Origin of the sequence: Marinoscillum sp., assembly GCF_040222955.1 — a bacterium.
GTDB lineage: Bacteria > Bacteroidota > Bacteroidia > Cytophagales > Cyclobacteriaceae > Marinoscillum.
In genome coordinates, this window is the sequence record NZ_JAVKCA010000021.1 from 48,338 (window position 1) to 62,861 (window position 14,524).

The 14,524-nt window shown below is 46.7% G+C and carries 14 protein-coding genes and 1 riboswitch; of the genes, 8 read left to right on the forward strand and 6 right to left on the reverse strand.

The window, feature by feature from the left end:
* The first annotated feature begins 114 nt into the window (after window positions 1-114).
* From RIH33_RS18010 to dprA, 4 genes are all read left to right on the forward strand, one after another.
* Window positions 115-1,098 carry a peptidoglycan DD-metalloendopeptidase family protein gene (locus tag RIH33_RS18010; RefSeq protein WP_406652645.1) on the forward strand — a complete coding sequence of 328 codons (984 nt, stop codon included), beginning with the start codon at window positions 115-117 and terminating at the stop codon, window positions 1,096-1,098.
* Between the two features lie 124 nt (window positions 1,099-1,222).
* Window positions 1,223-2,431: a CapA family protein gene (locus RIH33_RS18015; protein ID WP_406652647.1), complete on the forward strand. Its 1,209-nt coding sequence runs from the start codon at window positions 1,223-1,225 to the stop codon at window positions 2,429-2,431.
* 11 nt (window positions 2,432-2,442) lie between these two features.
* On the forward strand, window positions 2,443-2,781 hold the full coding sequence (locus tag RIH33_RS18020) for a MerR family transcriptional regulator (protein ID WP_406652649.1): 339 nt from the start codon (window positions 2,443-2,445) through the stop codon (window positions 2,779-2,781).
* Between the two features lie 3 nt (window positions 2,782-2,784).
* Entirely contained in the window at window positions 2,785-3,882 is a 1,098-nt protein-coding gene (gene dprA / locus RIH33_RS18025) for a DNA-processing protein DprA (protein WP_406652651.1), read from the forward strand.
* On the opposite strand, the gene RIH33_RS18030 is transcribed toward dprA, so the two are convergent.
* From RIH33_RS18030 to RIH33_RS18055, 6 genes are all read right to left on the reverse strand, one after another.
* Window positions 3,879-5,675: an SLC13 family permease gene (locus RIH33_RS18030; RefSeq protein WP_406652652.1), complete on the reverse strand. Its 1,797-nt coding sequence runs from the start codon at window positions 5,673-5,675 to the stop codon at window positions 3,879-3,881. The genes dprA and RIH33_RS18030 overlap by 4 nt on opposite strands.
* Window positions 5,676-5,709: 34 nt before the next feature.
* Window positions 5,710-6,555: a hydroxymethylglutaryl-CoA lyase gene (locus tag RIH33_RS18035; protein ID WP_406652654.1), complete on the reverse strand. Its 846-nt coding sequence runs from the start codon at window positions 6,553-6,555 to the stop codon at window positions 5,710-5,712.
* Window positions 6,556-6,582: 27 nt separating this feature from the next.
* Window positions 6,583-7,539 carry a methylenetetrahydrofolate reductase [NAD(P)H] gene (gene metF / locus RIH33_RS18040; RefSeq protein ID WP_406652655.1) on the reverse strand — a complete coding sequence of 319 codons (957 nt, stop codon included), beginning with the start codon at window positions 7,537-7,539 and terminating at the stop codon, window positions 6,583-6,585.
* Window positions 7,540-7,599: 60 nt separating this feature from the next.
* The gene (gene metH / locus RIH33_RS18045; protein ID WP_406652657.1) at window positions 7,600-10,311 is read right to left on the reverse strand and encodes a methionine synthase; all 2,712 of its coding nucleotides are present in this window, start codon (window positions 10,309-10,311) and stop codon (window positions 7,600-7,602) included.
* 2 nt (window positions 10,312-10,313) lie between these two features.
* The gene (locus RIH33_RS18050) at window positions 10,314-10,667 is read right to left on the reverse strand and encodes a four helix bundle protein (RefSeq protein WP_406652659.1); all 354 of its coding nucleotides are present in this window, start codon (window positions 10,665-10,667) and stop codon (window positions 10,314-10,316) included.
* Window positions 10,668-10,740: 73 nt separating this feature from the next.
* Window positions 10,741-11,754, reverse strand: a complete 1,014-nt coding sequence (locus RIH33_RS18055) for a homocysteine S-methyltransferase family protein (protein ID WP_406652660.1) — start codon at window positions 11,752-11,754, stop codon at window positions 10,741-10,743.
* A 49-nt stretch (window positions 11,755-11,803) separates the two neighbouring features.
* Window positions 11,804-11,923: riboswitch (SAM riboswitch) on the reverse strand.
* Window positions 11,924-12,008: 85 nt separating this feature from the next.
* Between RIH33_RS18055 and RIH33_RS18060 the strand changes: the two genes are divergently transcribed.
* The 4 genes from RIH33_RS18060 (at window position 12,009) to RIH33_RS18075 (ending at window position 14,497) form a co-directional block, all read left to right on the forward strand.
* The gene (locus RIH33_RS18060; RefSeq protein ID WP_406652662.1) at window positions 12,009-12,914 is read left to right on the forward strand and encodes a Ppx/GppA phosphatase family protein; all 906 of its coding nucleotides are present in this window, start codon (window positions 12,009-12,011) and stop codon (window positions 12,912-12,914) included.
* Between the two features lie 41 nt (window positions 12,915-12,955).
* The gene (locus RIH33_RS18065) at window positions 12,956-13,198 is read left to right on the forward strand and encodes a hypothetical protein (RefSeq protein WP_159578603.1); all 243 of its coding nucleotides are present in this window, start codon (window positions 12,956-12,958) and stop codon (window positions 13,196-13,198) included.
* A gap of 17 nt (window positions 13,199-13,215) precedes the next feature.
* Window positions 13,216-13,956 (forward strand): NYN domain-containing protein, encoded by a 741-nt coding sequence (locus RIH33_RS18070; RefSeq protein WP_406652663.1) that lies wholly within the window; start codon window positions 13,216-13,218, stop codon window positions 13,954-13,956.
* Window positions 13,957-14,080: 124 nt separating this feature from the next.
* Window positions 14,081-14,497, forward strand: coding sequence for a hypothetical protein (locus tag RIH33_RS18075; protein ID WP_406652664.1), 417 nt, complete (start codon window positions 14,081-14,083; stop codon window positions 14,495-14,497).
* Window positions 14,498-14,524 lie beyond the last annotated feature (27 nt).

Genomic DNA, 14,524 nt, shown 5'->3' on the forward strand with positions numbered 1-14,524 from the left:
ATTAAATGCTTACAGTTTTGCGTTTGGTTTTATTGGTATAAAAACCGTAATTTGCCGATTAGATTTGCTCTACCAGCCGAGCAAAACTAAATGAAAATAACCTAACATTGATCTATGGCCAGGATTAAGTATTATTATGACACAGAGTCATGTAGATACGAGCGGATAAGAGTTTCATCATGGGATATCCTGTGGAATTCGCTTGGTTTTTTAATGCTAGCGATGCTTTTGGCAGGGGGTATAGTAGTTATCTACACCAAGTATTTTGAGTCCCCGGAAGAAGCGCTATTGAGAAAAGAAAACGAAGAGCTCAGAATGTACTATGAGCTCCTGAGCAAGGAAGTAACTGATGCCAATCAGATGCTGGCTTCCCTGCAGGAAAGAGATGACAACATCTACCGGGTCATCATGGGTGCGGAGCCCATTGCAGACGAAATCAGAAAAGCCGGATTTGGTGGAGCCAATCGCTACAGAAACATTCTGGAGCAGGGGCTTGAGCGGGAGGAGCTCGTACTTGAAAACTACCAGCGCATTGATCAGCTGAAAAAACAGATGTACATCCAGACCAAATCTTATGATGAGGTGATGAATCTGGCACTGGACAAAGAGCTGATGCTGGCGTCTATGCCTGCCATACAGCCAGTGTCTAATGAAGACCTCAAGCGCCTGTCAAGTGGGTTTGGCTACCGAATGGATCCGATCTTAAAAACACGTCGTCCGCACCACGGTGTAGACTTCTCACTACCTAAAGGGAATCCTGTGTATGCCACAGGAGACGGAGTGGTCAAATTCACCAAGACCAGCTTTAGCGGATACGGTAAGCAGATTGAAATCGATCATGGATTTGGATACACCACTAAATACGCTCACCTCAATGAGTTTGTAGTTAAAACAGGTCAGAAGGTGAAGCGCGGTGAACTCATCGCCTATTCGGGAAACACAGGTAAGTCTACAGCACCACATTTGCATTACGAAGTGAAGATTGACGGTAAACCCGTGAACCCGGTGCATTACTTCTACAAAGACCTGGATTCTGAAGAATATGAAGAAGTACTCCGATTGGCCTCTATAGAAAACCAGGCCATGGGTTCTTACTAGACATAAAAGCATTCAATCATGAAAGCGATGAGTCATCATCGCTTTTTTTATGTCTAAAACTTGTGGAAAACTACTTTCATAAGGCAAGATTATCCTCTTACTTTTGTAGGCTAATCCCAATCGAATGAGGCAGCTCAGCGGATCAATCCTTACGTTCTCCATCTTACTGTTTTTACTTACCAACTGTAAAGTCAGTCAGCAAACCACTGCCCCACCTCCACCCGACCAGGATACTGTGAGGTACGCATTGGATTCCCTGCCTTTGGAAAAAGAAACCTTTCTGATCACTCAGGCAGGAGATACGCTGGACACACTCTTTCGGGAAGTAGAAATCTCCATTGAGCGCCTGTTGCCAGATACCGTCACCATTATGGCTGTAGGCGACATCATGATGGGCACCCAATTCCCCAACAAGAGCTACTTACCCCTAAACAATGGCGAATACCTTTGGGATGACACCCGGGAGCTTCTGACTTCCGCCGATATTACTTTTGGCAACCTGGAAGGGACCCTACTGGATGGCGAAGGTGAGCCAAAGGAATGCAACAATCCAGACGCGTGCTACCTTTTTAAGATGCCCACCCGGTTGGCAAGCAACCTGGTCGATTGTGGGTTTGACTTACTCAGTGTGGCTAACAATCATGCCAACGACTTTGGGCCTGTTGGAAGGAAAAGCACTAAACAAACCCTGGATACTCTGGGTCTGACCTCAGCCGGCTCCACCGAGTACCCATATACAGTGGCCAAAATAGGAGACCTGAAAGTAGGGTTTGTTGCCTTTGCACCGAATAAAGGAACTCTTACTTTCTATAATCTCGAACATGCCAGGTCTATCGTGAGTATGCTGGATACGCTTAGCGACCTGGTCATTGTCTCTGTTCATGGTGGTGCAGAAGGCGCGAAAAACATGCACGTGACCAGGGAAAGAGAATTCTACTATGGGGAGGATAGAGGAAACATTTATGATTTTAGTCACGCGATGATCGATGCGGGTGCGGATTTGATATTGGGCCACGGACCACATGTGGTCCGAGCCATGGAAGTTTACAAAAAAAGATTAATTGCCTACTCGTTAGGTAATTTTTTGACTTATGGTCGTTTTAACCTGAAGGGTGCCAACGGAGAAGCCCCTCTGCTGGAGGTGCAGACCAAGCCCAACGGGGAGTTTATGGGTGGGCGAATCCATTCTTTCTACCAATCCTATACCCGGGGCCCCCTAAAAGACGAGCGAAAGCAGGTCATGAAGAATATTCAAAAATTATCTCGGGAAGATTTTCCCGAAAATGAAATATTGATTGACGATGAAGGCAGAATTATCTATATTCAAAACTGAAAATTTTCACCGTGCCATATAAGGAAAAAGAAATAGAAAAAAAGTACTTCACGATTGGTGAAGTAGCCGATGAACTGGGAGTGGCTACTTCACTCATCCGCTTTTGGGAAGGTGAATTTGATATTATCAAACCCAAGAAAAACCGAAAAGGCAATCGCCAATTCACTAAAGAAGACATCAAAAATGTGAAGCTCATTTATTATCTCGTAAAGGAGAAGGGCTTTACCCTGCAAGGCGCTCGTGATTTTATCAAAAACGATGTAGATGCCGCTACCAACAAGGTAGAACTGATCGAATCGCTCAAAAAGGTTCGGTCATTTTTAGTTACCCTTAAGCAACAGCTGGACTAATGTATGAACGAAAAGCTGTATCAGGTAGCACTGGAATTCATTCCTGGCATTGGTGATGTCAATGCTAAAAACCTGATCGCTTACTGTGGTTCTGCTTCGGCGGTATTCACTGCCAAAATCAGTCACTTAAAGAAAATCCCGGGGATAGGCCCCAAAACCATCGATCTACTCAAAAGCGCTCAACCATTGCATGAAGCTGAGCGGGTGATCAATTTAGCCACAAAAAAAGGGATTGACATTCATCACTTTACTGATTCCTCCTACCCTGAGAAACTCAAACAGGTCATTGATTCTCCAAACATTATCTACTCGAAAGGTACCATTAACTCCTGGAGTAAGGTGTTGGCAATCGTGGGTACCCGCAATGCAACGGATTACGGCCGCACGATCACGGAGCGCATCATTGAAGATGCCAAAGACCTAGGATTGGTCATTGTGAGTGGTCTGGCTTACGGCATTGACATTACTGCCCACCGAGCGGCGCTCAAGGCCAATATCCCAACCATCGGAGTTCTGGCGGGGGGCCTTGACAGGATCTATCCTGCTTCTCACAAAAAGCCCGCTGAGGAAATGATTGAAACTGGTGGACTTATCTCAGAAAACCCTCCGGGCGTGCAAGCTGAAGCTCATTTCTTTCCGGCTAGAAACAGAATCATTGCCGGCATGAGTGATGCCGTAGTTGTGATTGAAGCCGCCAGGAAAGGTGGAGCACTCATTACCGCAAACATTGCCGACTCCTATGACCGAACCGTTTTTGCGGTGCCCGGTGATCTGGAAAACAAGTTTTCTGAGGGCTGTAATTACCTTATCCGCAATCAGAAAGCACTCATCTACACCGGAGTGGATGACCTGAAATATCACCTCAACTGGGATGCGGAAAAGGCTAACGATCAAAAGCCAGCAAAGCATGACTTTTCCAAACTACCGGAAAGTGATCAGAAATTATTAAAGACACTGAGTGATCACCCTGCCGGTCTGGCTGTGGATGAAATAGCCTGGCGCACACAAACTCCCATCAACCAACTGGCTGGTAACCTGCTGAACCTGGAGTTTCAGGGTCTCATTAAGTCTCTCCCAGGCAAAAAGTACAAGCTCTCTTAAAATCCGTAAAACAGCGGGATAAGGAAAGTGGCAAGAATCCAAAACAGGATATTGAGCCATAGTCCGATTCGGAAAAAATCCCTGAATTTGTACTGACCTGCCGTGTAAACCATGGTATTGGTGTGGTACCCGATGGGGGTCATAAAACTGGCCGATGCAGCGATCATCACCGCAATCAGGAACGGGTATGGACTCAGTTCCAACTTATCCGCTGTGGTGATAGCTATTGGAGCAATCAAAGCAGCAGCAGCATTGTTACTCATGATTTCCGTGAGCATGGAGGTAATAAAATACATGCATGAAACGATGGCTATTGGTCCCCATCCGCCCAACTGATCCACAAAAACACTGGCAATCATATCTGCCAAACCACTGTTATGCATGGCCACGCCCAAACTCAGTGCACCTGCCAAAAGGAAAATAATTTTCCACTCAATCGAAGCATACAACTCACGCATGTTAATGGTCTTGCTCAAGACCAGCACCATGGCACCTAGAATGGTGGAAATGGCAATGGGCAAAATATTAAACGAAGCGATGGCCACAACCCCTGCAATCACCGAAAGTACGGTAATAAACTTCTTGCGGTTAAAATCAATAATACCCTCCTCGGAAAGCACTATAAAAGGGCTTGTTTGACTCATTTCTTCACGTTTGAGGCTTTGTACACGGTGCATTTTGATCTCAGTGAGGATGATGTCACCGGCATTCAGGATCACACTGTGGAGGTTTTCGTGTACCACCTTCTCGCTGTGAAGAATCGCCAGGGGAATCGCCCGGTATCTACGGCGAAAATCCATCTGCCGCAGGTTTTTGCCTACAAACTCAGATCCTGAAGTAATGATTAGTTCCAATATGGACGTGTCCCCTTTCTGAATCTCATTTTCATTGATCCGAAGCGCTGAAGTGTTGAAACTCACCTTCAGCCGATCCTTAAGCGCCTTTATTTTTTCCACATCGCAGCGAATCTTTAAGATATCACCCGATTTGATCTCAAAATCACCAGCTGGCAAGGTGAAAAGGTTACCGTTTCTTCGCACTTCGATCACGTCTATTTCCAGGTCCTTGGCCAGTATTGAGTCCATGATTCGCTGTCCCACAAATTCAGAATCCTGTAAAATCTCAATCTCAGTCATGTAATCCCTTACCGCAAACCGCTCAGACGGATCGGATTCAGAAATCCTGTCGGGAAGCAGGCGCTTTCCAAAAAAGTAAATGTAAACAGAGCCCACCAGCAAAAAAGTAATGCCAATAGGCGCGCTCAAAAACATTGGAAAAGGCTCCAGGCCACTCTTTTCGGCAATACCACTCACGAGTACATTGGTGGAGGTACCGATGAGGGTACACATCCCACCGAAGATAGAGGCGTACGAAAGCGGGATCAACAACTTGGAAGGACTGATTCCTGATATTTTACCAATACTCACCATCACAGGGATGAACATGGCAACAATAGGCGTATTATTAACAAATGCAGATACGATCCCGATGAACACCATCATGATGAGGATCCCCAGGTTGAAGTTTCGCTTAAAAATAGGCCCCAGGTAAGGTCCAATCCGCTGAAGAGAGCCGGTTTTTAGCAAGGCATAGCTCAGTACAAACATGAAGGCCACAGTAATGGTGGCGGGGTTGCTAAAACCTGCAAGGCCCTCCTCCGCACTGATCACTCCCGACATGGTGAGGGCCATCATGATCAGAATGGCCACAAGGTCTATCGAGAGCCACTCCGTAGCGAAAAGCACGATCGCCACCACGATTACTATCAGTACAATAATTGCGTCTATGCCCATGTTGCTAAAATCTGATCTTAAAATTGTGCATTAACTAATGAAATACCTCATTGGAGATTAATAGAGCCTGAACCAGTGCTTCATTTTCAACGGTTACCTCCTGATTCAACTCACCGAGCACATCCAGAATGTTTTCTGTTGCCATGTTTCCCACCAGATCATCTTTGGCCATAGGGCAACCACCGAACCCCCTTAAGGCACCATCTATTCGCCTGCAACCAGACTCATAAGCGGCCACAATCTTCTCTCTCGCCGTTGCCGGGTTGGAATGTAAATGCGCTCCAAACTCGATATGCGGGAATTTCGGAATCAACGTTTGGTATAAAGTGGAAATCCCCTCAGGTGTGGAAACCCCAACAGTGTCTGCCAGGGAGATAATACCCACCTCCATCTCATCCAGTTGATCCACAAACTGCCCGACAAAATCCATCTCATAAGGATCTCCATAGGGATTTCCAAAACCCATCGACAAGTACACTACCAGTGTCTTTCCGTCCACCTGGCAGATCTCCTGTATCTCCGCCAGGTTATCAAAAGCATCGTCGATGGACCTGTTGGTGTTTCGCTGCTGAAAAGTCTCAGAGAGCGAAAGCGGATACCCCAGGTATTGAATCTCTTCAAAATCCGCAGCCTGCTCCGCTCCCCTTACATTGGCCACTATGGCCAGCAGTTTGGAAGACGTCTGACTCAGCTGAAGTCCCCCGAGCACCTCAGCGGTATCCCGCATTTGCGGAATGGCTTTCGGCGATACAAAACTCCCAAAGTCAATGGTATCAAACCCCACCTGAAGGAGTTGGTTGATGTACTTGATTTTCAGCGCTGTAGGCACAAAGTCAGCAAGACCTTGCATGGCATCTCTGGGACATTCAATAATTTTCATGGGGTATTTTTTGTTGGTAAAGATACCTTAGAATAGCGCTTTGGCAATCCTATAGACCGAGTCCGACTTACCCATGGAATAATAATGGAGTACAGGCACCCCTTTCTCCATCAGTTCCCGGGATTGCTGAATCCCCCATTCTATCCCCACTTCTTTCACCGCTTTGTTGTCCTTACATTTCTCGATCTCGTTGTAAAGGTCGTCTGGTATATCAATGTGAAATATGCTCGGTAAAGCAGTCATATGACTTTTGGTGGTGATGGGCTTCAACCCCGGAATGATCGGCACATTGATCCCGGCTTCCCGGCATTTATCTGCAAACTCAAAATACTTGCTATTTTCAAAAAACATCTGAGTCACGATGTACTCAGCACCTCTATCCACCTTCTGCTTCAGGTATTTGAGGTCAGACTTCAGATTGGGAGCCTCAAAGTGCTTTTCCGGGTAGCCCGCCACACCAATGCAAAAACTGGTAGGCACTGCATTTTGGAGTTCTTCATCGAGGTACTTCGCCTCATTCATTCCCATCACCTGATCCACCAGGTCAATGGCATATGCATTGCCATCCGGCTCTGGACGAAAGGTCTTTTCCTCCGCAATGGAGTCCCCCCTGAGTACGAGCACATTGTCAATCCCAAGGAAATTAAGGTCAATGAGGGCATTTTCTGTTTCCTCCTTTGTGAAACCCCCACAGATAATGTGCGGCACCGGATCTACATTGTATCTGTTTTTTATGGCAGCACATATTCCCACCGTACCAGGCCGCTTTCTGATGGTTTTCTTCTCCAAAAGGCCATTCTCCCGGTTTTTGTACACAAACTCCTCCCGATGATAAGTCACGTCTATGAAAGGTGGCTTAAATTCCATCAATGGATCTATGTGTGCAAATAGAGAATCTATGCTGTCTCCCTTCTTTGGGGGGATAATCTCAAGTGAAAACAAGGTACTTCCCGTGGAAGCTTTGATATGTTCGGTTACTTTCATTTGTTCTTCTAAAAAAGCCGCTAAAACCGGCAAACGATATTTATGATTACTTAACCTCTTTTAATAATTATAGCCCAAATTAGGTGCAAGCCAACGCTCTACCTCTATCAGTTCCATCTTTTTCCGTCGGGCATAATCCTCCATCTGGTCTTTATACACCTTCCCCAGTCCAAAATATTTTGACTCAGGATGGGAAAAATAAAACCCGCTGACAGAAGCTGCCGGATACATGGCCATGCTCTCCGTGAGCTCTACCCCTATGCTCTTCTCAGCATTCAGCAGCTTAAATAGCGGGGGCTTTTCTGTATGATCCGGGCAGGCAGGATAGCCTGGTGCCGGTCTGATGCCCTGGTAAGTTTCTTTGATCAACTCTTCATTTTGCAAAAGTTCATCTTTGGCATACCCCCAAAGCTCTTTCCGTACTTTTTCATGCATCATTTCAGCCAGGGCTTCGGCGAACCTATCTGCCACTGCCTTGATCATGATTGACGAATAATCATCATGATCTGCCTCATACTCTTCGGCGATCTCTTTGGCTCCAAACACAGATACTGAAAAACCGCCCAGGTAATCCTGGAGGCCAGTTTCCTTTGGGGCTATGAAATCTGCCAGGCTGATATTGGGCAGGTTGGAGCCTTTCTGACCCTGCTGTCGCAAAAAGTGGAAGGTCTCCTTCAGTTGGCCGGACTCGTCATAAACCTCTACATCATCTCCCACCGCATTGGCCGCAAACAAGCCCACCACAGCACTTGCCCGAAGGGTTCCATTGGTGATTACCCGGTCAATCATGGCATTGGCTTCATCAAAAAGCTTTTTAGCCTCCTTGCCGATGGTCTGATTGTCAAAAATCTGAGGATACTTTCCTTTCAGCATCCAGGTGGAAAAGAAGGGAGTCCAATCTATATAGCCGCGGATGTCTGACAAACTAATGTTCTCAAAGACGTGAAGCCCCGTTTTAACAGGGACGGGCACCTCATATGACTTCCAATCTATCTTTACCTTGTTGGCTTTAGCCGCCTCATAGGAAACGCGTGCTTTTTCAGACTGACGACTCTCATGGCTCACCCGCAGCTCCTGGTACTCTTCAATGGTTTTCTGCACCAGCGCATCCCGTTTATCACCCAAAAGGTCGGAAGCTACACCCACACTCTTGGAAGCATCCAGCACGTGGATCACCGGCCCGGAATATTTGGGTGCTATCTTCACTGCCGTGTGAATTCTGCTGGTAGTGGCCCCACCTATCAGCAGAGGTTTTCTGATCCCTCTGCGCTCCATCTCGGCAGAAACATGCACCATCTCGTCCAGCGAAGGGGTAATCAGACCACTCAGACCAATGATGTCTGCATTTTGTTTTTCAGCTTCATCCAGAATACGCTCAGCGGGCACCATCACCCCCAGATCCACTATGTCGTAGTTGTTACACCCCAGTACAACTCCCACGATGTTTTTCCCAATGTCATGCACGTCGCCCTTGACAGTAGCCAGCAAAATTTTCCCTTTACTGGTCTTGGTATCACCAGAGCGCTCCTTTTCTTTTTCCAGATAGGGAATCAGATAGGCCACGGATTTTTTCATTACCCGGGCACTTTTCACCACCTGAGGCAAAAACATCTTACCCGATCCAAAGAGATCTCCCACCACGTTCATTCCATCCATCAAAGGACCTTCAATGACGTGTAGTGGCTTTTCATATTGCTGCCTGGCCTCCTCTGTATCTTCTTCTATATAGTCCACAATCCCTTTGACCAGCGCATGCTTCAGTCGCTCCTGTACTGATTGTTCGCGCCAGGCATTGTCTTCCACTTTTACTTTCCCCTGGCCTTTCACGTTTTCTGCTAAGGTGAGCAAACGCTCGGTAGCATCCGGTCGGCGATTGAGCAGTACGTCCTCTACATGCTCCAGCAGTTCCTTAGGGATTTCATCGTAAACCTCTATCAATCCCGCATTGACAATGCCCATGTCCATACCATGCCTGATGCCATGATATAGGAAGGCCGAATGCATGGCTTCCCGTACTACGTTGTTGCCTCTGAATGAAAAGGAAACATTGCTCACTCCTCCGCTTACCTTCGCTCCCGGCAGGTTTTCCTTGATCCATTTCGTAGCATTGAAAAAATCAACCGCATAATTATTGTGTTCATCAATACCAGTAGCGACCGGGAAAATATTCGGATCAAAGATGATGTCTTCCCTGGCAAAGCCTACAGTGTCTACCAGTAGGTCATAACAGCGCTTGCAAATGCTGATTCTCCGCTCGTAGGTATCGGCCTGACCTGCTTCATCGAAGGCCATGACCACTACTGCAGCGCCGTATTGTCTTATTTTATTGGCTTGTCGCAAAAAGGGCTCCTCCCCTTCTTTCAAACTAATGGAGTTGACCACACCCTTGCCCTGAATACACTGAAGCCCAGCCTCTATGATCTCCCATTTGGAAGAGTCAATCATGATGGGAATCCGTGAAATCTCTGGCTCAGAAGCAATCAGATTGAGGAATTTCACCATGGCGGCCTTGCCATCCAGCATCCCTTCATCCATGTTCACATCCAGGATTTGCGCACCACTGCGCACCTGATCCAATGCTACATCCAGCGCTTCGTCATATTTATCCTCCAGGATCAACCGCTTGAAGCGAGCCGAACCCGTGATATTGGTACGTTCACCCACATTCACAAAGTTGGTCTCAGCGGTGATGATCAAAGGCTCAAGGCCTGAGAGTTTTAGTGGTTTAATATAGAATTGTCCACTGTCATTAGTCGATAGTTCTTCTCTCATATTCATTTCAGACTATTTCTAAGTGCCTGGATCATTTTGATCACTTCCTCCAATTCGTTGTACAATCGATTAAAATCACTTTCATTTATTATTGAGCGCCGCTTGCCAAGATGCAAACATGACACTACCTCAATGGCTGACCTAAGGGCCATTCCTAAAAACCGAGCGAATTCCTTATTTGATTGACCGGTAGATCCCTCAGCTATATTCAGCGCAATGGAATCTCCCGCTCTCTTGATCTGTGATGTCAATACATATTTCTCCTCGACAGGAAATGACCTAATCAATTGATCTATCTCTCCTGTCAGATCCACTGCTCTTTGCCAAACCTTTAAATTTTCAAATTTGAATGCCACATGAATTATTTAACGCGCCCTGGTCTATTGTCTCTTAGCTATTGACTATTGACTCTTTTTATCTATTGACCGATTACTGAACACTGACGTCCGAAGACATTTGCCCCCTGGGCTCATACCTCCCCGCCACTGCAGCGATGGCCCTGATGTGATCAGGAGTAGTACCACAGCAGCCACCCAAAATATTCACCAGCCCTTCCTGCAAGTATTCTTCCACCTGTGACGCCATTTCCTCGGCTGTCTCATCATATTCTCCAAACTCATTAGGCAGGCCGGCATTGGGGTGGGCACTGACCAGAAAATCAGATTTCTCGGCAAGGGTCTGTAGATAAGGACGTAGTTGTTTGGCTCCCAGCGCACAGTTCAACCCAATGCTAAGCAAGGGCATGTGGGAGACTGAAATCAAAAAGGCTTCTGTTGTTTGACCAGAGAGCGTCCTGCCCGAAGCATCTGTGATGGTGCCCGAGACCATAATGGGGACCTGGATGCCTCGCTCACGCACTACCTCATCGATGGCCATCAGGGCCGCTTTGGCATTGAGCGTATCAAAAACAGTCTCCACCAACAGCGTATCTGCGCCACCATCCAGAAGTCCTTTGACCTGCTCTATATAAGCTTCTTTCAACCCCTCAAAAGTCACTGCTCGAAAACCCGGGTCATTTACATCCGGCGAGAGGGAGGCGGTCCGGTTCGTTGGTCCGATGGACCCGGCCACAAATCTTGGCTTGTGGGGCTCCTTAGCTGTGAATTCGTCCGCGACCGCCCGTGCAATCTTCGCACTCTGGTAGTTGAGCTCGTAAGCCAGATGCTCCAGTTGGTAATCAGCCTGGGCGATGGTGGTGCTGCTAAAAGTATTGGTCTCGGCAATATCCGCACCAGCTGCAAAGTAGGCCGCGTGTATTTCCTTGATCACATCCGGTCTTGTGATGGAAAGCAGGTCATTGTTTCCCTTCAGGGAGGAAGGATGATCCTTGAGCGCCTCATTCCTGAAATCCTCCTCCTCCAGCTTATACCGCTGGATCATGGTACCCATGGCGCCATCTAAAATCAATATTCTCTCCTGAGCTATTTCTTGTAGCTTGTTCATATCCAAAGATTAAAAGCATTTATTCAGGAGAAAGGTACCGGAGTGGATTACTTTATCTCTTCCAGACACCATGCCTGGATGGGAGTTGGCACCGAAATCCTGATCAGATGATCAGAAAAGGTTGCCAAGGCTTCATAGGGCCCAATCCCTCTGCCTTTCTCGATAAATGTGGTGGCAAATATAGGGGGAGATTAACACAATAAAAACATTTGCAATTAGGTTCTCCTCCGCTCAAAGGAGTATTTTTACTCCCAATGAAATTTGCTGCAATAGACATAGGCTCCAATGCCATCCGCTTACAGGTCACCAAAGTAATAGAATACGAACAGCTCATTACCTTCAAAAAACTTCAATACGTTAGGTTCCCCCTTAGACTTGGTCATGATGTGTTTACCAACAAAATGATTAGCCCGGTGAATCAGGACAAGTTCGTCAAGCTAATGACCGCCTTCAAAAACCTGATTGACCTCTACGGAGTGGATCACTATTTCGGCTGTGCTACCTCTGCCATGCGCGAGTCTACTAACGGAAAAGCCCTCACCGAAAGGGTGCTAAATGAGGTCGGCTTGAAAATCAATATCATCAGCGGGGTGAAAGAAGCCGAGATGATCAATGAAGTGATTAGCCTGGATTTGGATAACAAAACCTACCTCCACGTGGATGTGGGCGGCGGCAGCACCGAACTCAACTTCTATTACAAGCAAAAGAAAGTGGCTTCCAAGTCCTTCAAAATAGGTTCTGTAAGACGGCTGGAGCATCATGACTCACCGAGGGCCTGGAAGGAGATAGAGCGCTGGGTGAAAGATGAACTCAAAGACCATAAAGAAAAGGTCACTGCCATAGGCACGGGAGGCAACATCAATAAAATATATGAGCTTTCACCCGTAGCCGGAAAACGGAAGATTTCCCTGGAAAGCATCATGAAAGTACAGGACTATCTGGGCAACCTCACGTTGGATGAACGCCTGAACAGACTGCAACTCAACCCTGACCGGGCGGATGTCATCATCCCGGCTTCAGAAATTTACGTACACGCCATGAAGGCTGCCGGAGCCAAATCCATGCTGGTTCCCGACATTGGATTGAAAGACGGGATCAACTACTACCTTTTCGAAAAGTACTACCCGAGTCGTGGGAAGATTTTTGTGAAAAACTCATGACCTGAAAATCCCTACATTTGCCGATCTAACAATCAAGCAACATGACAATCATCGAAGCTATAGGCTGGCTGGGTGCCGGCTCACTCCTGGTAGGTTTTGTTCTCAACATCTTTCAGAAGATCGCTGCAGGTTCCTTCCCCTATTTACTCCTCAACCTGGGCGGCTCAGCACTCCTCCTTTACAACGCCTACATGAACGGAGCCTATCCCTTCGTGGTAGTCAACCTCTTTTGGGTAGTTTTTTCAGGGATTAAACTCTTCCAGCTCTCTTTTAGCAAATCATAAAGCCGTAGCTTTATAGGATGGACAAAGACCACAACCTGGCAGTACTGATAGATGGGGACAATATCCCCTCTGCTTATGTGAAGGAAATGATGGAGGAAATCGCCAAGTACGGCAACCCCACCATCAAGCGGATTTACGGTGACTGGACCAAACCCAACCTTTCCAAGTGGAAAAATATGTTGTTGGAAAATGCGATTACACCCATCCAACAGTACGCCTACACCACTGGTAAAAATGCCACCGACTCGGCCATGATCATCGATGCTATGGACATCCTGTACTCCAGCAAGGTCAATGGGTTTTGCCTGGTCTCCAGTGATAGTGACTTTACCCGACTGGCTACCCGCCTGAGAGAGGCCGGCATGACAGTGATAGGGATCGGCGAAAAGAAGACCCCAGACCCATTCATAGTGGCCTGTGACCGGTTTATCTACATTGAGATTCTCAAAAAAGCAGAAAAAACCACTCAAGACCCCAAAGGAAAGTCTGCCAAAAAGAATGAAGACGACAAAATCACACCTAAGGTGATCAGCCTGATCAGTGCCACCATCTCCGACTGTGCAGACGAAGACGGCTGGGCATTTCTGGGCGATGTGGGAGGTCTGCTTCAGAAAAAGCAACCGAATTTTGACTCCCGAAACTTTGGCTTTCAGAAGCTCACCCCCATGATCAAATCCATCAATAAGTTTGAAATAGAACAGCGCGAAAACCAGCGCGGTGGCAAATACAAGCTGGTCTATGTAAGGAATAAGGATTAAATATGTACCCTGAAAGCACCTTGCTCTTATCACCAGGAGATTCCGCTTCTGCAGTACTTCAGAAACCGGAATAGCATTCTAGCCAGCTCTTCCTTTAGCCGGTAAGTAAACCATCAAGTATTTCATGAAAAAAATCATCAGCTATCAGCTTGCGTGTCGATTGCTCCAATTCATCTTCGGACTATTTATCATCTTTCACCTATCTGTGATTGCAGGTATTATCTTATTCGATTTTGTTCCCATAGATTATCTATGGGGTGGCCGTTTGAAGACCAGGGAAGCACTATTGGATTTCGAGTTTATTTCACTGGGCGTTATGGTATTATGCTACCTTATCGTCCTCATAAAGACCGAAAAGGTACTACCTAATCTGGTCGGAATTGCCAATATTTTCTTATGGATTTTGACAGTGTTGTTTCTATTCAATACGGTCGGAAACATTCTCGCTGAAACGACTTTCGAGAAATTTTTTGGTCTCGTCACGGCAACGCTTGCCATACTTTGCCTGAGACTTGCGTTGGAAAAGAATGAATCCAAATAATTATATCATTTACCTCTTCAGGTGATT